Below are 23,125 nucleotides of genomic sequence, written 5' to 3' on the forward strand. Positions count from 1 at the left end.
CACGGCCTGGAGCCCGCTCCGGCCGAGGCGGCGCGCCCTACCGGGCGAGGGGCCAGCCGCGCATCGAGAACACACCCTCGTCGCGGGCCCCGGCGGCGTCGTAGGTGGCCAGCGCGGCCTCGTTGTCGGTGTCGACCCCCACCCACATCCCATAGCAGCCGCGTTCCCTCGCCTCGTCCGCGAGGGCCAGCGTCAGGGCCCGGCCGATGCCGCGCCGCCGGTAGCCCTCGTCCACGGAGAGCTCGTACAGGCACATCTCGGTGCCCTTGTCCGGGTGGACCATCTCGATGCCGGAGACCATTCCGGCGGGCACGCCGTCGACGTAGGCGATGAGCATCAGGTGCCCGGGGGACGTGAGGAAGCGCTCGGACCATTCCTGGCGGGCGGGCCCGTCGAAGAGGGATTCGGCGGCCGAGAGCTCGGCGGGTGTGAAGGCCCGGCGGATGTCCATGACGGTCACGATAGTGCGCGCCCGGCCGTGGGCGGGGCGCGGCCGGGCGCGGCGTGGCGACCTGCTGCCCGAGGCGGACGGACCGCTCCCGGGTGCCGACGCCCTCCGGGCCGCGGTGCCGACGCCCTCCGGGCCGCGGTGCCGACGCCCTCCGGGCGCGGGTGTTGCCGCGGTGCCCGTGCCCGATTGCGGCCACGACATCATGCTCTCGCGCCGGTCGCCGTCCTCGCGGGACACGCCTGCGCGGAGCCGTTGGACCTGGTGCGGGGACCGCCGGTGAAACCCGCCGCTGCGCCCCGCTCAGCCGCGGGCCGGCGGGGACGGCGTGCCGTCGGTCCACGCATAGACCCGCTTGCCGCGCACCGCGACCTGGTACTGGTGGAAGTCCCGGCACTCGGCGTGCACTTCGGCCCGCAGGGAGCGGCGCGGCCACCACCTGGCGTGCAGATCCGGCGCACCCTGCCGCCGAGGGGTACCCGCCGCGCACTGCGGACCGTCCAGCGGGGTCTTGCCGAGGTCGAACCGTATGAGCCGGTCGTCGCCGCCGGTGCGCACCCGTATGCGGACGTCGGTGGCATCCCTCGGTATCCAGGACGGCAGGGCGAACGGCGCTGCCGCCCGTGTGGGGGCATCGCCGGCGGTCGCGAAGCGCTTGCCCTTCTCCTTGAACACCTTGTGGTCGATCGCGTCCGTCACGGGATTGGGCGGCAGGTTGGGGAGGGCGAAGGCGGCGGTGGCGAGGACTCCTACGGTGGCGGCGGCGACGACGAGCGGGCGGCGGTTCATGCGTCCAAGTCTCGGTCGGGCGAGCTTCTTCGCGCGTCCCTCCACAGAACGAACCGCGCCTTGGCCGGAGGTCGCACACGGTGTCATACCTGGGAGGGTCTCCGGTCACGGGCACGCGACGCCCAGTAACCGGGCGGCGCCCGGCCCCGTTGGCCGGATGACCGTCCGCCCGGCCCCGAGGACCCCCATGCCGCGTCGCCTCCTGCCCGCCCTCGCCACCGCCACGGCCACCGCCGTGCTCGCCCTCGCGCCCGCCGCCTGGGCCGCCCCCGAGGTCCCGGCCGACAAGCCGCAGGTGCTGAGTCGCTGGACGCAGCCCAGCGCGGCGAGTTACGAGGCCTGGGCGGACGCGCGAGAGCACCGTGCCGCCTGGGCCGCCTATGCCTTCGACTGGTCGACCGACCAGTGCACCACCTCCCCGGACAACCCCTTCGGCTTCCCGTTCGCCGCGGCCTGCGCCCGCCACGACTTCGGCTACCGCAACCACCGGGCGGCAGGGCTGTTTCCGGCCGCCAAGGGTCGGCTCGACGAGGCGTTCCACGCCGACCTGAAGCGGGTGTGCGCCCGCTACTCCGGCGGCCGCAAGCGTTCGTGCGACGGCACCGCGTGGACGTACTACCAGGCCGTCAGGTTCCTCGGCATTTCCTAGCGAGCCGCGACGCAGAGCACCGGGACCCGCTGGACCAGGTTGTTGCCGAACCCGCCGCGATTCCACGGCTGTTCGAGGGGCTGCGTGTGCCCTTCGGTGTCCGTGGCGCGGACGGTGAGGGTGTGGCGGCCCGGTGCGGCGGTCCAGTCGCAGCTCCAGGCCTGCCAGGCCCACGGATGCGGGTGTGGGGCGGCCAGCTCGGCCCGGGTCCAGGCCAGGCCTCCGTCGGTGCTCACCTCGACCCGGGCGACGGCCCCGTGGCCGGACCAGGCCCGCCCGTGCAGGTGCACGGGGCCGGGGTGCACGACGCGGGTGCGCGACATGAAGTCGGGGAAGCCGGGCGGGGCCATCAGGGCGCGCGGCGCGATCCGGGTGACCGGCTCACCGGGATCGTCCGGGTCGTCGGCGGACCACCGGAAGCGGTAGGCCGCGGACTGCTGGAAGCCGGTGAACGGTGCGTCGACGAGGGTGATCCCGCGCAGCCATTTGACGTGTGCCATGCCGTACCAGCCGGGCACGACCAGGCGCAGCGGGTACCCGTGCTGCGGTGGCAGCGGCGCGCCGTTCATGGCGTAGGCGATCAGCACGCCCGAGTCCTCCGCGGCGGCGTACGGCAGCGGCAGGCTGCGCCGGTAGTCCTGCTCGACACCGCGCTCCACACCGTGGTCGGCCCCGGTGAACACGGCTTCGACCGCATTCGGCCGCACCCCCGCCCGGTCCAGGACGACGCCCAGCGGGACCCCGGTCCAGTCGGCGGTGCCCACCGCCTCGACCAGCCACGGCTGACTGACCGGGCGGGGCGACAGAAGAGCTCGGCCGTTGCCGGCGCACTCCATCGTGACGCGGTGGGTGACGGCGGGCAGCGCGCGCAGGGCGTCGAGGTCCAGCGCGAGCGGTGAGGCGACCTGGCCGTCCACGTCCAGCCGCCAGCCGTCCGCGTCCGCGGCGGGGATGTCGTAGTGGACGAGGACGTAGTGCAGCCCGGGGGGTGTGACCTCGTAGCGCAGTGCCTCCAGCGGCAGGCCGTGGTTGCGGGCGGCGAGTGCCAGCTCCTCCGGGCCGATGCCCTCACCGGCCGGGGCGATGCGCGCCGGGGCGCTGACCTCCCGGGCGGACGTCTGCTCCATCTCCCCATGGTCGCGCGCCCCGCGCCTCGGGGCACGTCGTCGCGTCCCCGGACCGTCCCGTCACAGGTGCCGGGCGAACCAGGCGCGGGCCAGGGCAGCCACCTGAGCGAGGGCGCCCGGCTCCTCGAAGAGGTGCGTGGCGCCCCGGACGACCTCCAGCCGGTTCTCGCAGCGCAGCTCCCGCTGCGCCGCACGGTTGAGGTCGAGCACGGTGGTGTCGCGGCCGCCGACGACGAGCAGCGTCGGTGCCCGCACGGCGGCCAGCCGGGGCCCGGCGAGGTCGGGCCGGCCGCCGCGGCAGACCACGGCGCCGATGTCCGCGTCGGACGCGGACGCGGCCCACAGCGCGGCCGCGGCCCCGGTGCTCGCCCCGAAGTACCCGATGGGGAGGGACGCGTGCAGGCGCAGCCAGGCGGTGGCGCCGGCAAGGCGTGCGGCCAGGGTCCCGATGTCGAAGACGTTGGCCCGGTCCGCCTCCTCGGCGGGTGTCAGCAGGTCGAAGAGCAGTGTGCCCAGGCCCGCCCGGTTCAGGTCCGCCGCGACCGCCCGGTTGCGCGGGCTCCGGCGGCTGCTGCCGGAGCCGTGGGCGAACATCACGACCGCCCGGGCGTCGCCGGGCAGGGCCAGGTCACCGGCCAGGGTCGGGCCGCCGGCGTCCACCTCGACGGCGACCGTCCGCGGGGCCGGCCCGGGCGGGGAGCCGGCCGCCGCCCGCGCCAGCAGGGAGACGACCTCGTCGTCGGGCGTCTGGGAGAAGTCCCGGTACCACTCGCCGACGGCCCGGAAGGCGCGCGGTGTGGACAGGCACACCACTTCGTCGGCCTCGGCGCGCAGCCGGGCGACCGCGTCGGGCGGCGCCACCGGGACGGCCAGCACCACACGGGCCGCGCCCTGGGCCCGTACGACCTGGCAGGCGGCGGCGGCCGTGGAGCCGGTGGCGATCCCGTCGTCCACGACGATCGCCGTCCGGCCGCCGAGCGGGACCCGCGTGCGGTCGCCGCGGAACCGGCGGGCCTGCCGGGCCAGCTCCGCCTCCTCGGCGTGCTGGACGGCCGCCAGATCCTGGGGCGTGACACGGCTGATGCGGACGATGTCCTCGCTGATGACCCGTACGCCGCCCTCCCCGATCGCGCCGAACCCGAGCTCACGGTGGTGGGGGACGCCGAGTTTGCGGACCACGATCACGTCGAGCGGGGCGCCGAGGGCCCGCGCCACGGGGAAGGCCACCGGGACGCCGCCGCGGGGCAGGCCCAGTACGACCGGACGTTCGCCCTCCAGATGGCGGACGGCTTCGGCGAGTCGTTCTCCGGCGTCCGCGCGGTCGGTGAAGAACACGGCAGTTCACCCCCAACCCGAGGGGAGACGGAAGTGCGGGCACCCGCTTCCGACGCAACCCCACGCGGGGCCGTCCCGCAACTCGGGGGAGTCGGCGGGCCAGGGGCTTGGTACGCCGAAGAGGACCGACCGCTTCCGGTGAAGGGCTCGCCGTGCCGCCGCTTTCGGCCGATCTGCGGCCGGGCGCAGGCGTGTTCGGCCCGCGGACCGCCCTCCTCGGCGGCCCGGGCGACCGCTGCGACCTGCACGGAAGCCCTCCACGGAGGGAGGGCTTCGGGTGATGGAGAATATGTGCCCCCGGCAGGACTCGAACCTGCGGCCAAGTGCTTAGAAGAGACCCCGCCACATTGGACACTGCAGGCAGTTGACCTGCTGCGATGTCCGCGTTCGCGTCCTTGCTGGCGATCCTCGTCGCGTATTCACCGGAAGGGTGAGCTCCGAGGCCCTGGAGCCGGTCGGGTAGTCCAGCACGAGCCCCATCCGTGGGGCAGAGGTGCTGCCTATCCGTCGGCCTGGCCGACTGGAAGAGGCAACGAAGGGTTTGGCTAGGCGGCGCCGCTTGCAGAAAGTCGGCGGAGTCGCTGCGAACCGGCCAGGCGAGCCCTTAGCCTGCTGTAGTGCAGGTCTGTGTGGCAGTGGCTCAAATGGTGGCGACAGCAGATGGTGGGGTAGATATTGGTGTCTGGTCTTGAGCTCGCGATTCTTGCCAGTGCCAAGCCGGTCTTGGAGAGGGCTGCCGGAACCGCCTTGGGGAAGCTGATTTCTGGCCCGTTGCTGGGATCGCTTCAGTCTCGGTTCCGCAATCGTGCCACCCGAGCACGGCTGCGAGAAGATCCGGGAGCAGATGCAACGCCGTCCGACCTTTCTGCGGAATTCACTCGCTCTCTGATCGATTACCTAGATTCCGCCGACTTCGGTTCGCTAGCCATGTCGGTTGCGGCTCAAAAGTTTGCTGAAAGTCGCCGAAAGAAGCAAGTCAGCGAACTGGAGAGCGCTAAACAAAATCTCCGCGACTCATTGAGCCTGCTCGCTGGCGCAGGCCCGATTGACATGGATGTGCTCGTAGGGGCGATCTGGCAATCATTGGTTGACGCCATCTCGCAACATACACACCAAGTTAAGGCAGCTAACGAGCTACCGGCCGAGAGCCGAGCAGCAGTCGTTCGCATGGCTGCCAATTTTGCGCGTGCGGACGTAATGCGCTCGGATTTCGTGCGCGATGCGGATGGGCGTGCAAAGTACGAACTCTTCGAAAGCTCCTTGAAAGAGCAGGCGAAGAGCATGCATGCCACCATGAAGCTCCCGCATGCGGGAACCACCCGCAGGGTCGCCTACAGCCGCTTGTCGCCCTGTTGGAGGGTCAGGGGAAAGCAAGGATTCCAAGCCCGCCGCCTGGTCTTGATTCGATCATCTCGAGTTCGCACAGGACGGTAATTCTAGGAGATCCGGGTGGCGGGAAGTCGACCCTCTCGCTAAAACTCACGTACGATATTGCCCGAGACGGATTTTCGGCCTCGGCTGCCAGGATCCCATTTTTGGTGATCCTGCGGGACTACACTCGTGATTTCGAAGCGGGGAACACGACGATGGTCCAGTATTTGGAGGCGCTATGCCGCTCTCCGTATAATATGGACCCACCGGCGGGGTTTGTTGAACACGCCTTGACCTCCGGAAGAGCCTTCGTAATTTTCGATGGGCTGGATGAACTTATAGATACATCCCTCCGCCGCAAGGTCGTCGAATTGGTGGAGTCGTTCGCATATCGATACCCGATGACTCCGATACTCGTCACGACTAGGAAAGTCGGATACGAGGAGGCCCCTCTAGACTCCAGCCTGTTCCACGCCGTGCAATTGGGGCAGTTGGACGACGATGGCGTTAAATCGTATGCCGATAAGTGGTTCATGCTCGATAACACCCTGGAGAAGAATCGCCGAGTCGAATTGTCTGCGAGCTTTTTTCAGGATAGTAGATTTGTGGCGGACCTTACGCAAAACCCTCTGATGCTGTCTCTTATGTGTGGCATCTATGCTAGCGAGAACTACATTCCGGCGAACAGGCCTGAGGTGTACAAGAAATGCACTGAGTTGCTGTTCGACAAGTGGGACAAGCAACGCGGCATCGTTACACCCCTGCCTTTTGATGCTCACGTCAAGCACGCTATAAACGCGCTCGCTTACGCCATCTACTCAGACTCGAAGCATCGATCGGGCCTAACTCGTGACCGTCTCATTAGATTCGTAAAAGATTTTCTACTCGCGAAGAGGTTCGAGGATGATGACGAAGCAGAGAATGCGGCAACGCAATTCGTTGAATTTTGCACCGGGCGCGCGTGGGTTCTTTCGAACGTTGGTTCTGACGAGTCTCAAGAGCTCTATGGATTCACGCACAGGACATTCCTTGAGTATTTTGCGGCAAACCAGCTTGTTCGCCTAAACCCGACAGCCGAACAATTGTTCGGTAAATTGCTGGATAAGATCTCTCATGCCGAATGGGATGTAGTCTCTCAGCTGGCTGTCCAAATTATCGGTAATAATACCGAGGACGGTATGGATGATTTCCTGGAGCGTGTCATTGGTGCCGCAGAGAAATCTCCCATAGAGGAAAAGGCGAATCTTCTTGCCTTTGCCGGGAGGGCTCTTGGGTTCGCGGTTCCCAAGCCCGCGCTGGTGCGTCAAATTTGCCAAGCCAGTGTCGCCATGGCGATGGGCAATCCGAGCGAAGGGACGCCATTTCGGAGAGATAGGTATGCGCAGCTACGTGGCGTAAGGGCGGTTCTCCATGCCAATTCGGAAAATCTACCGTCCGTTGCCAAATATCTCCGAGCAAGCCTTCGGGTCGAAGACTCTTCAATCGAGGCCCGAGAAGTCTGCCTCGCGCTGGCTTTGAGTATCTCCCTTGTCCCGTATGCTGGGATCGACGATGCTTCGTATATGACCAGCAAAGCTCGAGAGTATTGGAACGACTTCGAGGCTGAGAATTTTGACGAATTCGCGGCGGAGATGGACTCCCTGGCGGAACATCGTGGATGGGCGGCACTTTATGCTGCAGTTGCGGGCCGGCGCCCAATTCGACATGTGATTGACGCGTACGGGCCGGAAGTCCTGTTCCAGTTCCATTCAGGACCGCTGACGCTGAGGCCACCCGTAGTGATGCGGATTGACCCGTATAGCGATGTCCGATCGAGGAGTGATTGGGCGCTAGATACTTGTCTCTCTGACCTCTCGGTAATTCTGCCTCGCTGTGAAACTCCTTGGTTCGTCTCCGAGTACGACTATGACCCTATTGGCAAACTCGGTCGGCATGCCTTCGGGGCTTTTTTTGGAACCCTCTCAGACTTTCCAGAGGAGCATCGAGATGCGGTGATTCTTCTCGCGGCTGCCTGGATTGAACTCGGCGGGGGGCCGCGGCAGGCATTTGATGGCAGAGCGGACGGTCGGATCGTTCTTCTGATGCAGAAATGGAACGCAGCGAGGATCGGTCAGAGGCCCGTATCTCATGCGTTGCGCTCTATTCGTTCCACGAAAGTATCTGGACGCGTCGTGGAGCTGTTGGAGGCCTGGGTGCAAGGACGGCTTCGTTTTACTCGAAAGCCCATCCCTGTAGCGGAGTCTGCAGCAGCCGAGACTCAGTGTTGACGGACGAAAGCCGCCGACACATCGGCCAGTCCGGTACTGACCTATGCCTTTTCTCTTTCAAGGCGCTGAGCACGGATGCTGGCCCACGCACGGCTCATGACATCTGGAAACGGCCCTCCGAGAGTCCCGTCCAGCCCGCCCGACCTCAAGCGGTCACGTGCGACCCTGGCAGCAACCCAAGCCCTTGGAAGGAGGTGCCGTGCCGGAGGCCAGCCCGCGCGGAACCTATCTACTCATCGCTGACGCGCTGCGGAAGGAGATTGAGGAGGGGCACCCCAAGAACAGCACTCTGCCGTCAGAGGCCGCCCTCATGCAGGCTCACGATGTCTCCCGCAACACCGTTCGTCGCGCGCTGAAGACGCTGGAGTCCGAGAAGCTGATCACGTCCGTGCCGGGCGCCGGCTGGCGCGTGTCTCGGGTGCCCGTCCCGCCTCTCGTTGAGCGCCTGACCGCTGTCATCACGGAGGACCATCTCGCCGTCGGCGACAAGTACCCGTCTGAGGCGAACCTCTGCGAGCGCTTCGGAATGTCCCGGACAGCCGTACGCCACGCGCTGGCGCAGATGGAAGGCATCGGCCTACTCGCCACCGTGCACGGCAAAGGCCGAACAGTGCTCGCCCTTCCGACCACCCAAGAGGAGTCATAGCCTTGCCATCCATGGGGCTAACTGCGTGGGCGTACTCGCTCTCCGAATCGATGCTGGCCGAACCGCTGCCGCGCCGCTGGGCACACTCTCTCGGGGTAGCCAAGCGGGCGCGTTCCCTGAGCCCGATCCTCGGCCGTGACGCCGAGCTGCTGGAGGCTGCCGCAGTTCTGCACGACGTCGGCTACTCCCCCTCCATCGCCGCTACCGGCTTCCACCCGCTCGACGGGGCCCGGTTCCTCCGCGACCAGGAGGGAGCTGACGAGCGCGTCGTCCGGCTCGTGGCCCACCACTCCTGCGCTCTCCTGGAGGCCGAGGAGCGCGGGCTCCGGCGTGACCTGGAGACCGAGTTCGAGCTGGAGAGGCCGGAGCTTGTAGATGCGCTGATCGTGTCGGACATGACGACTACGCCGGACGGCGAGCACACAACGCCGGCGGCCCGGCTGGACGAGATCGTGCAGCGGTACGGCCCGGATACGATCGTGGGTCGCTTCATCCAGCGAGCGGCACCGGAGATCTACGCCGCCACCGAGCGGGTGGAAGGCCGGATGTCCCTCGCCCAGGCCACCACTCAGCCGATGTAAGGCTCACGGCGCGAATCGTCCAGGCCGTGTTGGATCCGCAGACGCATGGACGGGTGAATGTCCAGGTCATCGAGGTCCCCCGGATCAATCCAGCGGACCTCCTTGGATTCGCTGCTCGTGCGGAGGATTCCGCCTATCGGACGGGCCCGGAAGCAGATCGAGAACTGTTGTCGTACCTCGCCATCGTCGTACGCGAGGACGTGCTCCGGGTCGGTGTAGAGCCCCACAATGCCGTCCACCTCAACCTTGATCCCGGTCTCCTCCTCGACCTCGCGCACAACTGTGTCGCCGACGCGCTCGCCAATGTCGTGGCCACCGCCGGGAAGTGCCCACAGGTTGTTATCGGTCTTGTGGATGACCAAGAGCCTCCCGGCGCCGTCCTGCACGATGGCCGTGACCGAGGGCACCACGGAGTTGGCGGCAGGAGCGTTGGGGTCGCGGAAGTAGTCGATTCGGCTCATGCGTCTGGACCTCCCAGGTCTGTGGGCGAGGAGATGGGTCTTGCGGTCTCCCAGACCCGTTCGACGCTCTCGGCGTAGGCATCGAACAGCTCGCCCCCGGGGACGCGCTGGATGTGCAGCACCGGCGCCATGTACGCACCGACGCCGTACAGGTGCCCGTTGGCGAGCATCTCGTCATCGGCCCGGTAGATCGAGTTGTAGAGCGTGGTGGAGTGGAGTCGGAACTCCACACCAGGGAGGCCGAACAGCGAGGCATAGTTGACCAGCGCGTTGCGAATCTTGCTGGCCATAGCTCCCCCGATCCCCTCGTCCTCGCCTCGCACGGCGACAGCCGCGGACTCCGGATCCCCGAGCATGAAGCGGATCCGGACTCCGGCAGCCGACCTCTCCTTGACGACCTGGTGAAATGCCGCGTCCTCAGTGAGCCAGAATCCCGAGTAGACGAGCACGTCGAAATGTCTTGACGCTCGGGCGTAGAGCTGCGGCCAGAGACGGTTCGGAACCACTGACCGGTGAGGGTAGAGCCTGACCAGCTCGGCGTTCCCCGCTTCGGTGACCTCGGCCGACGTCCGCTCATCCGGCCACAGGTAGGACATCTCGCACTGTAGGAGCGAGGCTGCGGCGTACTTGAAGCGACGGTACGGCTGCCGCTTGGGCTCATTGATCCAGCGTTCGACCGTCTTGGCTGACACGCCTAGCGCTTCGGCGACTTGATCGAGCGACAGACCGCACTTGGTGATCGCACCACGTAACCGTTCATTCGCCATGCCGCGCTCTCCCCGCACTGGGACGACTTGGTACGACCTCACCGTAGCGAAGTCGTGCACCAGTCGTACATGTGCAAAGTCCAACGTCTCGGCCCCAGCGGCCATGCTGAAGACGCATCGAGCGGACGGAAGCGTCAGCCCCTAAGGGTGAAGGGACTTGACGCCGCGAATCCTTCTCCGCAAGATGAGGAACAAGTATTACATGTACCTCCAGGGATTCCGATCCGCCGAGAGGTGCTGCACACCCACAGGGCGGGGACGCTGCAATCCCGCTAAAGGCCAGGTAGGACGCAATGGGCTTCGGCCCGACTGGCGAGGTGGCCCGGCGACCGCGAGCAACGGCCGGAGAGTGGGGACTTGGTCCCCCTTGCAGTGCTTGACGCAACCACGCCGTAGGAGGTCGAAGTGATCCGCTTAAGACTCTGGGGCCGTTCGTGCTGGACCGGTACGGACGGATAGCCCTCCGCGTCACAACACGCCGGGATGCCCGGCTGGCGGCCTACCCCCGCAGCCCTACCAGGCTGCGGCCGGTTGCCTCCTTCGCCCGTCCGCCGCTTCGGCGTGTACGGGCGAAGTGGCAGGGAGCCGGAGTTCTTCCTGTTCCACGACGACGTGCAGCCCCGGTGTTGGAGCACCAGGGCTGCTGTTCGGGCCCGTTCCTGTCTGAGAGGAGCAAGACCCAATGAAGTCCATCGTTGCACGTCACGCGGGTGTTACCCCGCTTCCGGTCGACCTGGAGCCGACGGACGCGGAGCTGGACGCGATCGAGGCCGAGATGCCGCTGATCTCCGCTGAGGTCGAGTTGCTGGACGCGTTGATCGTGCTGCTGGACCGGCCGGCGTCGGAGTTCGGCGCCCGCCGGATCCGGCGGGCGCACCGGCGGGTGCTGGCGGCCCGCCGGGACGCGGCGAACAAGAGCTGCCCTGTTCCGCCGGCGGTGGCGTGATGCGCGGCGCGCACCTGGTCCACCGGGATGGCCGGTGGCGCCTGTTCGTAGCGCTGCCCGGCAGCGTGGCCCATTGGCCGACCCACTACTTCACGGGGCCGACCGTGCCGAGTGTTCAGGAGCGCTCACGGGCGCTCACCGCGCTCGGCTTCACGCTCACGGACGGCGCGGCCTGGTCCTGGACCGAGGACACTGAGCGGTTTGACGACCCGGCCTCGCCGGTCATCCTGATCGCCCTCGCGCCCGTCGAACCGGTTGTGGGGGGTGCATTGTGAGCGATGCTCATCTGCGCTCATCGGAGCGCGCGTTGGCGTTCGGGACGTGGCTGATCGTGAGCGGGGCGATGCTCTACTCGATCCTCACGGTCACGCCACTGATGGCCGCCCACACCCCCGACGCGTGGGACTGGACGGCGCCGATTCTGCCGCTCGTCGTGGACGCGGCGGTGCTTATCGTGGTCCGCCTGGACTCGGTCCTGGCCCGGCTGGGCGGGCATGGCGGGCCGTGGCCGGTGGCCCTGCGCTGGATGACTGGCGCCATGACGCTCCTGTTGAACATCGGCGCATCCGCGCTGGTGGGAGACATGGTGGGGGTCGCGGTCCACGCGGTCGCGCCCCTGCTGCTGATCGTCACCGCGGAGGCTGGTCTGGCCTACCGCCGGGCCCTGACCGCCGCTGTCCTGGCCGCCGAGGAACGCAAGCAGGCCCAGCGGGACGCGGCAGTACGAGCGGCTGCGGAGCGAGAGGAGAACCGGCTGCGGGCGGAGCGTGAACGCCGTGACTACGAGGCTGCGCAGGCGCGTGAGCAGCGTGAGCACGAGGCGAAGCTGGCCCGGGAAGCCGATGAGCGCCGGGCCCAAATTCTCCGTGAAGAGGCCGACCGCGCGGAGGCTGCGCGGCGGGCCGTGCAGGAGGCGCGGGACGAGCGTGAGCGCCGTGAGCACGAGCGTGAGCAAGCCGCGAAAGCTCGTGAGCAAGCGGCCCGGCAGGCCGCAGCCCAGCGCGCGGCCGACGAGCGTCGCCGGGCCGAGCAGGCACGGCAGGAGGCGGCGGAGCGGGCGGAGCGTGAGCGCGCCGAGCTGCTGTCCGCGGGCCCGGCCCTGGAGAAGCTCGAAGAGGTTCGGGCCCGCCAGGTCGTCCAGGCCTCGTACGCGGCGGGGCTGACGCAGCGGCAGGCCATCGAGCTCACCGGCTGGTCCGCCGGGTGGATCGCCGCCCGCTACCAGGAATTGCGCGAACTCACCGCACCCGATCCGCGCCCTGTCCTCGAAGGAGCCAGCCAGTGAAGCTCTCCCCGAACACCGCGCCGGCCGAGCCGGGCAACCTGCTGATCCGGATACACAACCAGGTCGGCGCCGCGGTCGACGTCACGGGGACTGAAGACCGGGCCCGCTGGGCCTGCCACGGGTGCGGCGAGACCCGCTCCGACTACCCGTTCTACATGACCCGTGAGGACGCCAACGGGCACGCGGCGACGTGCCGGGGCGCCTACCACCGCCTCCGCTGATGGCGACCCTGCCCGTCTACTCCTGGCGCCTCGCCCCGGACGGACTCGCCACCCGCCGACAACTCCGCGCGCTCGGACTGCGGCCCGGCGGACAGGATGTCGTCGCCCAGGTCGAGCGGCCGCGCCGCCGGCGGGGGCCGCTGGTGGCCTACCTGTACCGGATCGACCGGGCCCGCCCGGTCCGGCCGATGACCGCCCGCCGGGCCGCGGCCCTCGCCAAGGCCAATGCCGCCCGCCGCTGGTGCCCGGCCTGCCGCCGTGACGCCGGGTACGTGATCCCGGCCTCGCTCGGCATGTGCACCCCCTGCGCCTACCCCGACGAACAGCGCGCCGCCTGAACAGCCGACCCATCAGGAGAGTCACGTGACCACGACCAACACACCCCAGGCCCCGGACGCTGCCGCGCAGGGCTCGCACCAGTGGATTCTCACGCTGGAGCTGCCCGGCCGCGCCGCCGCGACGCAGTACGGCACCTGGAACCCGGTCCCCGGGGCGACGCGGCACGACGTGTTCGTGGCCATCCGCCAGCACGTCACCAACCGGTTCCCGGACCTGGAGCGCGCCACCGTCGCGTTCTTCGCCCTGGAGCCCAACCAGCTTTGACCTGCCTGTATCAGCAGGGCCCGGCCACCGCCTCCTACAGCAACCGGCCGGGCCCCTCATCCCCTGAAGGGGGCTCGTACAGCATGACCGAGACCATCACCGAAACGCAGGCTCCCCCCGAAAACGCCACCCCCGCCGCGGCCCCGCCGGCCGAAACGGCAGCCCCTGTGTCGGGGAAGGAGGTGGAGCACACCCCGGGGGGCTTCCCCGTGATCCCGCTGTCCTTGTCGGGGACGAACACGGCGGCCAGCCTGTTTGCCACGGCGGCACTCGCCGGAGGCCCGGTCGCGGCGGCGATCGCGATGACCGGGGCGGCCGTCCTGGGCACCGCCGCCGCCCACCACCGCAACAAGAACAACAGCAAGCAGGCCCCGGCCAAGACCTCCCCGGCGGCAGCCAAGACAGCGGGCGGCGGCGGGCGCGGGTCGCTGGGCCGGATCCCCGCACAGCCCCGCACCTCACTCCGCCCTGGCGGCGGCGCCGGCTCCCGCAAGTCCGCAGGCGGCGGCACCACCCAGCGAACGGGCGGCACGGGTGGCGTGGCCCGGTCCGGCGGTTCGGCCGGCAAGCACAGCAAGCTGGGCAAGTCGTCGGTCCGGCAGCGTGCCGCTCACGCGGCGGGTGGCCTTGCCGGCGGCCGGGCGGGTCAGGTGCAGGCGCTGCGTCAGCAGGCCCGCACCCAGTCCCCGACCCGGGCCGCGGCGCGTACGGCGGCGGTGCAGGCGCGCCGCCAGGTCGCCGACACCCGCCGCGCCGCGAAAGCCGCCGACCGAGCGGCCACCGCTGCCGGGCCGAAGGCCCGTGGACCTGCTGTTCGGACCCTGGCCAAGGGCATGAGCAAGGCCGCGGCCGTCCGGGACAAGGCCACCGCCGCCACCCGCACCGCACGGGACCGGGCCGCCGGGCGGGCCGTCGCAGGCGGCCGGACGGGTGTCCGCGAGGCGGCCCGCCGGGCGCGGGTCGCGCAGCTCAAAGCGCCCGCACAGAAGGCGGCTCGTAAGGCGTTGCTGCGTTCCAAGGCCCGCTTCCAGGCTCGGCGGGCCCTGGCTGCCGCCCTGGGCGGTGCGCTCGGCCTGCTGGGCATGGTGACCACGCCGCTCGGCCGCAAGCTCCGGTGGGCGTGGCTGCAGCACCCCGGTCGGCGCCTGTACCGCTTCCTGATCGGCCGCGCCCGCGCCGAGCGGGAGGAACGGGACGCCGGCATCCGCAACGGGCTTGAGGACGCCGAGCGGGCCGCCGAGGAGCAGGCGGACGCCGAACTGGAGCAGGACCTGGAGGGCGATCGGCTCGGCGAGCGTGCCGAGCGGCCCGAGCACCCCACCCCCGCACCACCCACTGGTGAAGGAGCACAGCTGATGGACAGCAGCACGTCTGGGTTCAGGTTCGAGGAACTGGCCGCGGAGATGGAGCAGGCCGCGCAGGCCTACGAGCCCGAGAGCGCCATGGAGATCCTTGCCATGGTCGAAGGCCTTCCCGAGGCCCTCGGGTCGATCGCGAACATCATGCGGATCCTCGCCGAGCGCTCCGACTCCGAGTTCCCGCTGGAGAAGGAGGTCGCGGACGGGTTCGCCGACATCTACGGCGCCCTCAACTCCGCGACCGCGGTCGCCGAGGACCTCGGACCGCTGTTCCGGGCGGTCCATGAGGCCGACATCGCCCGCCACGAGGACCCCCGCAACGGCCCCGACGCCGAGAAGGGATGGAACGTCTGATGCCCAGCAAAACCGAGAGCAAGACGGTCCAGCATCGGGGCCTGGCCCTGGACTGGGCCGCCAGCCACGGGCCCATCACCGGCGCCCTGTCCGCGACCACCGGTGCGTACGCGGTGGCCACGGTCGGGACGCTCGCGCACATGCCGCCCGGCTGGGCCCTCGCCGTCGGCACCGTCGGTGCGATCGGGCACACGGCTTCGGGGCTGCGGCAGAGGCTGGCCGGCCGGACCATCACCTCCCGCGCGGCGTCTTGGCTCCTGGGCTCCGGCTGGACCACGTGGGCGCTGGCGACCGGCCCGCTGGAGTGGACCAAGCTAGGCGCCCTGGCCGTCCTCGGCGTCGGCATGGGCGCGGCCGCCCGCTCGGTCGGCTTCTACGAGGAGGCCCGGGAGCTGGAGGCCATCGCCGTGGCCGAGCGGCAGGTCGCCCGCGAACTCTCGGCCGAGCGGCGGGCGATCGCCGCGGAGTGGGTGGACCGGGTGCAGCGGGTGTGCGGGCTGACGCTGCGGGTCCTGGCGGTGGAGGTGTGGCCGACGAACACCGGCTTCACCATCGACGCCGACCTCCCGCCCGGCGGGGCGACCTGGCACAAGGTCGCCCAGTACAACGCCGCCCTGTCCGCGGATGCCCGGCTGCCGAACGGCTGCACCGCCGCCGCCTCCGCCGGCATCAATCAGGGCCGGGTGCTGATCGACGTCACGACCGTCAACGTCCTGGCCGAGGACATCGCCTACCCGACCGACTACGGGCCCCTGTCGGTCCACACCGGGCTGCCGCTGGGGGTGCGGACCGACGGGCGCCCGGCGGACGCGTTCCTGCGCGAGCAGTGCGCGATCGCGGTGGGCCCCACCGGATCGGGCAAGACCAACTTCGTCCACACCTTCATCGGCGCGGTGGCGCGGGCTGAGGACATGCTGGGCTGGGTCATCGACCTCAACGCCGGATCCGCCGGCCTGCCCTGGGTCCGCCCCGCCATGACCCCCACCGACAACGGGCAGGCCGTCCGGCCCGGGATCGACTGGCTCGCCTCCACCCCGGAGGAGGCACACCGGATGCTGGACGCGGCGATCGCGATCGCCAAACGGCGGAAGGTCGCCTACCAGCAGCTCATGGCCGACGCCGACACCGACCTGCTCCCCATCAGCCCGCGGATCCCGCAGATCATGCTGATCATCGACGAGGGCGCCGAGATCCTCGCCTCCAGCGACAAGGCCATGAAGGCACTCGCGGCGAAGATCCTGGAGGTCATCCGGATCTCCCGCGCCATGGGCCTGCGCACGTTCCTCACCGCGCTCGGCGCCACCGGGACCGTCCTGGGCAACCTGATGATCCGCCGGGAAGCCAAGGTCAGGATCGCGCTGACCGGTGGTGAGAAGGAGGGCATGGACCTGGCCAAGCTCTTCCCCGGCCGCCGCGGCCTGAGCATCGACCAGGCCCCCTACAAGGGCTCAGGGTTCCTCGGCACCCCCGAATCCCCGGCCGCCCTGTTCAAGTCCTGGCGGATCAAACCCGCCCAGATCCGCGACATCGTCCTGGCGACCTCCGACCGGCACCCCCGTCTGGACGACGTCTCCGCCAAGGCTGCCGGGCCCGACTACGCCCGCCGTTGGGACGCGGGCCGCACCGCCTGGATCAACGACCACACCCCCGACGACACCGACACCACCAGCGGCACGGCGGCGACCGCCGCGCCGGCGGGCGGGCTGAACCTGAGCGCCCACCGGCAGACCGCCGTGGCCGCGTCGGACGAGGAGCGGCTGGCCGAGGCGTTCCGTGCGCAGATCGACGCACAGTTCGCCACCGCCCCCGACCCGGAAACGGAATCCACTCCGGCGCCGAAGGCGGCCCCGGGCGGGCTGAACCTGTCCGCGCTGCGGGGCGAGCAGGACAACGCCGCCCGCCAGGCAGCCCTCGCCGCCCTGGAAGCGGCCGGGCCCGAAGGCACCGGGGCATCGGCGATCGCCCGAGCCCTCGCCGACGCCCACGGCACCAACCGGCAGACCATCAACGGATGGCTCCAGGAGTGGGCGGACGAGGGGCTCGCCGTGCGGATCGGGGCGGGCACCAAGACCCGCTACGTCCACCACACCCACACCCCCGACGCATGACCCCTTGTCGCTTGTCGACCCCACCAGCAAGAGCGCTTTCCCGGGCCTCTGCAGGGCCGGAAACGGGCTCTGACCTCGGGGGCGACAAGCGACAAGACAAGCGACAAGACAAGCGACAAGACAAGGCACGCGACAAGCGGGACGACAAGCCACACGACAAGCCGCACGGGCACCACACCACAACGTTTAGGTGTGGTGCCCGTCCCGTTGAAGGGACCACGTTGTGCACACCGAACCCCACCAGCCGCTCACCCCCGCCACCCGCTACGGCGACCCCATCCACCGCCTCCGGCCGGTCGAGCCGCACACCGTCCTGCTGCCCCAGGACATCCCGCCTGGTGTCGACTGGGTGACCCTCCCGAACGGGGTCCGCACCCTGGCCTACACCCACCCCCACCCCGCACCGGCCGCAGAACCGGAACTGGTCCGGGAGTCGATTCCGCGGTGGGCCAGGACGACCGCGCTCCTCGCTCCGACCCTGGGCGGCGGGATCGCCGCGGCCGGGTTCGGGATCTCCTACGCCGCACCCGGAGTCCTCGCCATGGCCGAAGCCCTCTGGGCCACCGTCGCCCTCATCGCCGCCGGCGCCCTCGCCCCACTCGTCCTCCGCGCGAGCCGCGGCCGGGGCGGGGGGCCGGTGCAGCACATCACCCAGAACATCACCGCGTCCGGGATGTTCGGCCGCGCCACCGGAACCCTCAACAACCGCTGAAAGGCAACCACATACCCCAGCCCCTGCCCGAGCGCGTCGCCGACGCGGTCGCCCTGATCACCGGCACGCGCACCGTCCGCTGCCCGTAACCCGGTTGCCGGGTGTCCGTCCGCTACAGTCGCGTCGCCCCCGACGAGGCGAAGCGGCTGGCCGGCCTGGCCACCGGCCACGCCCGCCACTGAGGGAACCCTTTACGGGGTGGTGGCGGTCCGGTGGGTGCGCCAGTGGGCGGCGAGCCATACCTCGTGCTCGGGCCGCAGCCTGGCCCGGGGGATCTTCCCGTGGAGCTCGGCATAAGCCGGGTAGCAGAGGAGTTCCTCGTCGACGTCGATCAGGCCGGTGTCGGGGTCGACGGCGATCTGCCCGCGGTCGAAGAGGCTGTGGACGTCGTTGCGCAGCAGCAGCCCGCCCCAGTCGTGGTGCTCGCTCTCCTCGGCGAAGCTGTAGAGGTGCGCTGCCTGGAGGGCGGCGGCGGGGGCGGGGCCGGTGAACGCGCAGACCTGGCCGTGGTCCTTGAGGAGCTGCTTGCGGAAGGCGGGCTGTCCCTGCCGGGTCTTCACGTTCGCCATCCGGTGCCCGCCCGCGATCGGCCTGCGCACCGTGTCCCCGCCGGCATGCTCGTCGTCCGTGTCGAGGTCTTCGAGGGCCAAGAGGGCGTCGCGGAGCTTCTCCCACCTGGCCGGGCGCATGCTGAGCTGTGAGCGGGGCGAGTCGCACAGGGCCCGCAGTTCCGGGCCGGTCAGCAGGCCGCGGCCGTCCATCCACACTTCTCCGTGCCGGGATCGGTAGGTGACGACCGTCTTCGTCTTGCTGCCCGGCTCCTCGAACTGCGCGCCGCACTTGTTGCACACGCAGGTCGGCTTGAGCTTCTTGCGGCGCTTGAAGTCGGCCCGCTTGCACTCCGGACAGAAGTAGAGCGTCTTGACCTCGCTCCCGGTCTCGATCTCGGAGATCACGCCGAGCCCGAGGAGCTCCTTCTTGTCCCACAGGGCGATGACGTCGCCCACCTTCAGATTCGCGTGGTTGGGGACGGTGTCGTCCCAGCTGTAGTGCTGCGACGGGTCGTCGTCGTACCCGTCGTTCCCCCCGTGCTGCCGCTCTTCGCCCACTGCCAGCACCAGCCACGCCGTCGTCAAAGCCCGCCCCCTTCGATCACCGAAAGACCGGGGCAGCCGCCACTCTCGCCAAAGACCGCGGCTGCCCCTTCACCCAGTCCAAGAGAGAACTGGAGAGACCAGCATGACCCACCGCACCGACAGCCCGCGAGGATCCGGGCACCGGCCGCTGTTACTGGACGCGTTCTGCTGTCAGGGCGGCGCCGGCACCGGCTACCAGCAGGCCGGATTCGACGTCACCGGCATCGACAAGGACCCCCAGCCCCACTACCCCCTCGCCTTCCGCCAGGCCGAGGCCGTCACCTTCATCCGCGAGCACGGCGCCGGCTTCGACTTCATCCACGCCTCCCCGCCCTGCCAGCACGACACCGACTGCCAGCGCATCCAGAACAACGACCACCCCGACCTGATCGCCCCCACCCGCGCCGCACTCGAAGCGACGGGCCGTCCGTGGGTGATGGAGAACGTCCGCGGCGCCGCCCACAAACTCAACCGGCCCGTGATGTTGTGCGGGGCGATGTTCGGCCTGCGGACCTACAGGCACCGCTACTTCGAGACCGGCGGCGGCTTCACCCTCACCCCGCTCCCGCACCCCGCCCACACGGTTCCTCAGGCCAAGATGGGCCGCCCTGTCCCGGGGGGCTGGTACGGGCAGTTCGTCGGGAACTTCTCCGGCGTCGCCCTCGCCCGTCAGGTCATGGGCGTGCCGTGGATGAACCGCGACGGCATCCGCGAATGCATCCCCCCGGCCTACACCCAGTGGATCGGCGCCCACGCCCTCGCCCAGCTTTCCGCGGCCGCGCTGGAGGTGGCCGCATGAGCGTCTCCCCGATGGTGCTGCCGTTGCGGCGGCCGAACGGCCTGCGCGTGCTGGACCTGTGCTGCGGTGCCGGCGGCCTGTCCATGGGCTACTACCTCGCCGGATTCGACGTCGTGGGTGTCGACAACCGGCCCCAGCCGAACTACCCGTTCACCTTCCACCAGGCCGACGCCCTCACCTTTCCCCTCGACGGCTTCGACCTCATCCACGCCTCATGGCCCTGCCAGCACTTCGCCCGCGTCACCGCCTGGCGCGGCGCCCGCGACCAGCACCCCGACCTCCTCACCCCCGGCCGCCGGCGGCTCCAGGCGTCCGGGATCCCGTGGGTGATCGAGAACGTTCCCGAAGCACCCCTTCGGCCGGACTACGTGCTGTGTGGGTCGCAGTTCGGGCTCAACGTCCGCCGCCATCGGACCTTCGAAACCTCCTGGGGCGGCGGAGGAGACCTCCTGCCCCCGTGCTGGCACCACAAGAACCTGCTGGCCTTCGAGCACAAGGGCGAACGCGCCTACGCCGACGCCATGGGCTGCACCTGGATGAACAAGACCGAAGCCCGCCAGGCCGTCCCCCCGGCCTACACCCACTGGATCGCAACCCAGTACCTCACCCACAACCGGCAGGAGGCAGCCGCATGACCACCGGGTACCTGCGTACCGCGCTCTGGCTGGCCGAGCGAGGCATTCCCGTGCTGCCGCTGCGGGCGGGCAAGAGCCCCGTGGGCAACTGCAGGGCCTGCCGGAAGAACGCCTGCGGTGGCCGGCCGAACATGAAGACCCCGGGCCCGTGCCAGTGCCCGGCGCCGTGCCACGCCTGGGCCGCGGCTACCGCCGACGCGGCGGTTCTCACCTCGCCCGCCTGGGCCCCGGCCTGGCGGCAAGCTGCTGCCGTCGCCTACCACCCGGGCGGCACCGGGGTCACCGTGGTCGACCTCGACAACGCCGACGCGATCGGATGGGCCCGGCACAACCTGCCGACCACGCGAACCGTGCCCAGCACCCGCGGAGAGCACTGGATCTACCTGGGCACCATGACCTCCCCCAACGCCGTACGCCCGGGCGTCGATATCAAGTCCCTGATGTCCTACGCCCGCTGGCTCGGCCCCGGCACCGGCACCATGACGGCCCTCCCGGATGCCGTGCGCGCGCTTGCAGTGAAGGAGCCCACCGCGGCCCGGCCCGCAACGAGCGCCCCGACCGTTTCGGCGCCGGCCGGTGGCGGGCAGTGCCCCCATCGCTCGCCCGCCTACCTGGAACGCGGCATCGCCATGGCGGAGCAGCGGATCGAGGACGCCCCGGACGGCATTCACCGGACCGTATTCCGGATGTTCCTCGCGGTGCTGTCCGCACACGGCCGGTGCGGCTGCCTCACCGAGACACACATCGGCCGGCTGTTCGCCGCCGCGCAGACCCGGGGCGAGTCGCTGGGGCACTGCGAGGACGCCTGGACCAACGCCCGTACTCAGCTGGGGATGTGACGTGACCGACGAGGACAAGACCCCGGCCCGGCAGATCATCACCGACTACGCGCAGGAGCACTTCCGGTACTTCCGTACCACCGAAGGCACCGTGTACGCGCAGAAGAACGGCCACCCCGTAGCCCGGCCGATCCGCTCGCAGGGCACGACGGGCAGCCACCGGCAGGAACTCATGGTCGGTCTCTACAACGACGGCAAAGGCTCCTTCAACGGCTCCGCTCTCAAGGAGGCATTGGACTTGATCGAAGCACTCGCGCTCAGCCAGGACGTGCAGGCCACCCACATTCGGGTAGCCCCGGGATTGGACGGCGCGACGTGGTTGGACCTGGGCCGCGACGATGGCCAGTCCGTGCGCATCCACCCCAACGGATGGGACATCCTCACCCCCGACCCGCGGGAAGTGTGCTGGCGCCGCACCCAACTCACCGGCGAACTCCCCCTGCCGGAGAAGGACACCGACGGCAAGGGCATCGACGCTCTGCTGCGGCTGTGCAACTTCGCAGGCGCCGAGAGCGAGTGCCTGGCCATCGCGTGGCTGATCGGCTGCCTGGAGCCGTCCGTGCCCGTCCCCGCCCCCTTCCTCACCGGCCCCCAGGGCGCCGGCAAGTCGACCGGCGGGCGGATGCTGGTGCGGATCATCGAGGGCATGAAAGGCGACCTGCGCCGGGCACCGAAGGATGAGGAGAACCTGATCACGGCCGTCGCCGCCGGATGGGTCACCGCACTCGACAACCTCTCCCACCTGGCGCCGGACCTCTCCGACCTGATGTGCTGCATCGTGACCGGCGCCGAGAGCGTTAAGCGCGCGCTGTTCAGCGACGGAGACGTCTACCTCTCCCGCTACCGCCGCCCGCTCCTGCTGACCGGCATCGACGTCGGAGTGATCCGCCCCGACCTCGCCGAACGCCTCCTGCCACTCCGCCTGGAGCGGCCGCGCGTACGCAGGACGGAAGCGGAGCTGTGGGCGGAGTACGAGAGCAAGCTGCCGATCATCCTCGGCTCCCTGCTGGACCTGACCGTCAAGGTCCGTTCCACGCAAGCCGACATCCCCACAGACCTGCGGATGGCAGACTTCGCCCACCTCTGCGCCCAGCTCGATGTGGCCACCGGCCTCGCCTCCCTGACCGCGTACCGGGCGACCCTGGACGACCTCAACGACGACGTGATCGAGGGCGACCTCCTCGCCCAGACCGTCCTCAAGCACGCCGCCGGCCTCGACCCCGGCCAGGAAGTGCGGATGACCTCCGCCGAGTGGCTGCACGCCCTCACCCAGCTCTACACCGGCGACGACTTCCGGCCCCTGCCCAAGGGCTGGCCCACCACCGGCAAAGTCCTCTCCGACCGCCTCAAGCGGCTCCAGCCCACCCTCGCTGCCCGCGGCGTCCTCGTCGACTGGGGCCGCACCAAAGCCGCCCGCTTCATCGAAATGACCCGCCCGGCCGCCCCGGCGCCACACGAGCAGGCAGAGGCGTTCTAGCCCACGCCCCGGGGCTCGCTCCCGCACGAGCAAGAAAAGCACCCGGCGCCCGGCGGCGCGTGCTCTTCTTGCTGTTCCGGCGGCTCGCCGCCGCTGCAAGGGTCGTGCCGCGCAGCGGCCCCCTCTTCGCGCTTGAAGGCGCACCGCACCACAACAGACACGCCCCCTTTTTTTCCTAAGAAGGGAAGGCCTGCGTCACCCGCGTCACCCC

Annotated in this window: 25 protein-coding genes and 1 pseudogene; 19 read left to right on the forward strand and 7 right to left on the reverse strand. The window is 69.6% G+C overall.

The annotated features are described in order from the left end of the window. Positions 1-37 precede the first annotated feature (37 nt). Positions 38-451, reverse strand: a complete 414-nt coding sequence (locus tag AW27_RS21665; protein WP_037923566.1) for a GNAT family N-acetyltransferase — start codon at positions 449-451, stop codon at positions 38-40. Between the two features lie 43 nt (positions 452-494). Here AW27_RS21665 and AW27_RS34445 point away from each other — a divergent pair. Continuing rightward, positions 495-731: pseudogene (locus AW27_RS34445) on the forward strand (hypothetical protein); the annotation flags it as partial. A 20-nt stretch (positions 732-751) separates the two neighbouring features. On the opposite strand, the gene AW27_RS21670 reads toward AW27_RS34445, so the two are convergent. After that, positions 752-1,237: a hypothetical protein gene (locus AW27_RS21670; RefSeq protein WP_037923568.1), complete on the reverse strand. Its 486-nt coding sequence runs from the start codon at positions 1,235-1,237 to the stop codon at positions 752-754. Positions 1,238-1,424: 187 nt separating this feature from the next. Between AW27_RS21670 and AW27_RS21675 the strand changes: the two genes are divergently transcribed. Further along, on the forward strand, positions 1,425-1,886 hold the full coding sequence (locus tag AW27_RS21675; protein WP_037923570.1) for a phospholipase: 462 nt from the start codon (positions 1,425-1,427) through the stop codon (positions 1,884-1,886). Here AW27_RS21675 and AW27_RS21680 read toward each other — a convergent pair. Next, the gene (locus AW27_RS21680; RefSeq protein ID WP_037923572.1) at positions 1,883-3,013 is read right to left on the reverse strand and encodes a sulfite oxidase; all 1,131 of its coding nucleotides are present in this window, start codon (positions 3,011-3,013) and stop codon (positions 1,883-1,885) included. The two genes, AW27_RS21675 and AW27_RS21680, sit on opposite strands and share 4 nt — an antisense overlap. 60 nt (positions 3,014-3,073) lie before the next feature. Continuing rightward, complete coding sequence (locus AW27_RS21685; RefSeq protein ID WP_037923574.1) at positions 3,074-4,348, reverse strand: phosphoribosyltransferase family protein; 1,275 nt, start codon at positions 4,346-4,348, stop codon at positions 3,074-3,076. A 678-nt stretch (positions 4,349-5,026) separates the two neighbouring features. On the opposite strand from AW27_RS21685, the gene AW27_RS21690 reads away from it, so the two are divergent. The 4 genes from AW27_RS21690 to AW27_RS21705 all read left to right on the forward strand — a co-directional run bounded on the left by AW27_RS21690 (position 5,027) and on the right by AW27_RS21705 (position 9,213). After that, entirely contained in the window at positions 5,027-5,782 is a 756-nt protein-coding gene (locus tag AW27_RS21690; protein WP_304949892.1) for a hypothetical protein, read from the forward strand. Continuing rightward, complete coding sequence (locus tag AW27_RS21695; RefSeq protein WP_304949893.1) at positions 5,701-7,986, forward strand: NACHT domain-containing protein; 2,286 nt, start codon at positions 5,701-5,703, stop codon at positions 7,984-7,986. Before AW27_RS21690 ends, AW27_RS21695 begins: the two co-directional genes overlap by 82 nt. A gap of 199 nt (positions 7,987-8,185) precedes the next feature. Beyond that, positions 8,186-8,632 (forward strand): GntR family transcriptional regulator, encoded by a 447-nt coding sequence (locus tag AW27_RS21700; protein ID WP_037923576.1) that lies wholly within the window; start codon positions 8,186-8,188, stop codon positions 8,630-8,632. A gap of 11 nt (positions 8,633-8,643) precedes the next feature. Further along, positions 8,644-9,213, forward strand: a complete 570-nt coding sequence (locus AW27_RS21705; protein WP_172671347.1) for an HD domain-containing protein — start codon at positions 8,644-8,646, stop codon at positions 9,211-9,213. On the opposite strand, the gene AW27_RS21710 is transcribed toward AW27_RS21705, so the two are convergent. Both AW27_RS21710 and AW27_RS21715 read right to left on the reverse strand, forming a co-directional pair. Beyond that, positions 9,201-9,674: an NUDIX hydrolase gene (locus AW27_RS21710; RefSeq protein WP_037923580.1), complete on the reverse strand. Its 474-nt coding sequence runs from the start codon at positions 9,672-9,674 to the stop codon at positions 9,201-9,203. The genes AW27_RS21705 and AW27_RS21710 overlap by 13 nt on opposite strands. Next, on the reverse strand, positions 9,671-10,441 hold the full coding sequence (locus tag AW27_RS21715) for a helix-turn-helix domain-containing protein (RefSeq protein WP_037923582.1): 771 nt from the start codon (positions 10,439-10,441) through the stop codon (positions 9,671-9,673). The genes AW27_RS21710 and AW27_RS21715 overlap by 4 nt, the downstream gene beginning before the upstream one ends. Before the next feature lie 682 nt (positions 10,442-11,123). Between AW27_RS21715 and AW27_RS21720 the strand changes: the two genes are divergently transcribed. The 9 genes from AW27_RS21720 (at position 11,124) to AW27_RS21760 (ending at position 18,028) form a co-directional block, all read left to right on the forward strand. Further along, positions 11,124-11,387 carry a DUF6284 family protein gene (locus AW27_RS21720; RefSeq protein ID WP_037923585.1) on the forward strand — a complete coding sequence of 88 codons (264 nt, stop codon included), beginning with the start codon at positions 11,124-11,126 and terminating at the stop codon, positions 11,385-11,387. After that, complete coding sequence (locus AW27_RS21725) at positions 11,387-11,662, forward strand: DUF6303 family protein (protein ID WP_037923588.1); 276 nt, start codon at positions 11,387-11,389, stop codon at positions 11,660-11,662. Before AW27_RS21720 ends, AW27_RS21725 begins: the two co-directional genes overlap by 1 nt. Next, positions 11,659-12,672: a hypothetical protein gene (locus AW27_RS21730; protein ID WP_037923590.1), complete on the forward strand. Its 1,014-nt coding sequence runs from the start codon at positions 11,659-11,661 to the stop codon at positions 12,670-12,672. The genes AW27_RS21725 and AW27_RS21730 overlap by 4 nt, the downstream gene beginning before the upstream one ends. Then, positions 12,669-12,893 (forward strand): hypothetical protein, encoded by a 225-nt coding sequence (locus tag AW27_RS21735; RefSeq protein ID WP_037923593.1) that lies wholly within the window; start codon positions 12,669-12,671, stop codon positions 12,891-12,893. Before AW27_RS21730 ends, AW27_RS21735 begins: the two co-directional genes overlap by 4 nt. After that, positions 12,893-13,231 (forward strand): RRQRL motif-containing zinc-binding protein, encoded by a 339-nt coding sequence (locus AW27_RS21740; protein ID WP_037923595.1) that lies wholly within the window; start codon positions 12,893-12,895, stop codon positions 13,229-13,231. The genes AW27_RS21735 and AW27_RS21740 overlap by 1 nt, the downstream gene beginning before the upstream one ends. A 25-nt stretch (positions 13,232-13,256) precedes the next feature. Further along, entirely contained in the window at positions 13,257-13,496 is a 240-nt protein-coding gene (locus AW27_RS21745; protein WP_052030856.1) for a hypothetical protein, read from the forward strand. Between the two features lie 83 nt (positions 13,497-13,579). Continuing rightward, positions 13,580-15,208, forward strand: coding sequence for a hypothetical protein (locus AW27_RS21750; RefSeq protein ID WP_037923598.1), 1,629 nt, complete (start codon positions 13,580-13,582; stop codon positions 15,206-15,208). Then, positions 15,208-17,316, forward strand: coding sequence for a hypothetical protein (locus tag AW27_RS21755; protein ID WP_037923601.1), 2,109 nt, complete (start codon positions 15,208-15,210; stop codon positions 17,314-17,316). The genes AW27_RS21750 and AW27_RS21755 overlap by 1 nt, the downstream gene beginning before the upstream one ends. A gap of 223 nt (positions 17,317-17,539) precedes the next feature. Then, the gene (locus AW27_RS21760; protein WP_037923603.1) at positions 17,540-18,028 is read left to right on the forward strand and encodes a hypothetical protein; all 489 of its coding nucleotides are present in this window, start codon (positions 17,540-17,542) and stop codon (positions 18,026-18,028) included. 191 nt (positions 18,029-18,219) lie between these two features. Here AW27_RS21760 and AW27_RS21765 read toward each other — a convergent pair whose 3' ends face one another. After that, positions 18,220-19,164, reverse strand: a complete 945-nt coding sequence (locus AW27_RS21765) for an HNH endonuclease signature motif containing protein (protein ID WP_078556654.1) — start codon at positions 19,162-19,164, stop codon at positions 18,220-18,222. Between the two features lie 103 nt (positions 19,165-19,267). Between AW27_RS21765 and AW27_RS21770 the strand changes: the two genes are divergently transcribed. Genes AW27_RS21770 through AW27_RS21785 form a run of 4 tightly spaced genes read left to right on the forward strand, consistent with a single transcriptional unit; the run spans position 19,268 to position 22,914 of the window. Continuing rightward, on the forward strand, positions 19,268-19,963 hold the full coding sequence (locus tag AW27_RS21770) for a DNA cytosine methyltransferase (protein WP_037923605.1): 696 nt from the start codon (positions 19,268-19,270) through the stop codon (positions 19,961-19,963). Next, entirely contained in the window at positions 19,960-20,598 is a 639-nt protein-coding gene (locus AW27_RS21775) for a class I SAM-dependent methyltransferase (RefSeq protein WP_172671348.1), read from the forward strand. Before AW27_RS21770 ends, AW27_RS21775 begins: the two co-directional genes overlap by 4 nt. Continuing rightward, positions 20,595-21,437 carry a bifunctional DNA primase/polymerase gene (locus AW27_RS21780; protein WP_037923607.1) on the forward strand — a complete coding sequence of 281 codons (843 nt, stop codon included), beginning with the start codon at positions 20,595-20,597 and terminating at the stop codon, positions 21,435-21,437. Before AW27_RS21775 ends, AW27_RS21780 begins: the two co-directional genes overlap by 4 nt. Before the next feature lies 1 nt (position 21,438). Beyond that, positions 21,439-22,914 (forward strand): hypothetical protein, encoded by a 1,476-nt coding sequence (locus AW27_RS21785; RefSeq protein ID WP_037923611.1) that lies wholly within the window; start codon positions 21,439-21,441, stop codon positions 22,912-22,914. The last annotated feature ends 211 nt before the right edge of the window (positions 22,915-23,125 follow it).

Source organism: Streptomyces sp. PCS3-D2 (assembly GCF_000612545.2).
GTDB lineage: Bacteria > Actinomycetota > Actinomycetes > Streptomycetales > Streptomycetaceae > Streptomyces.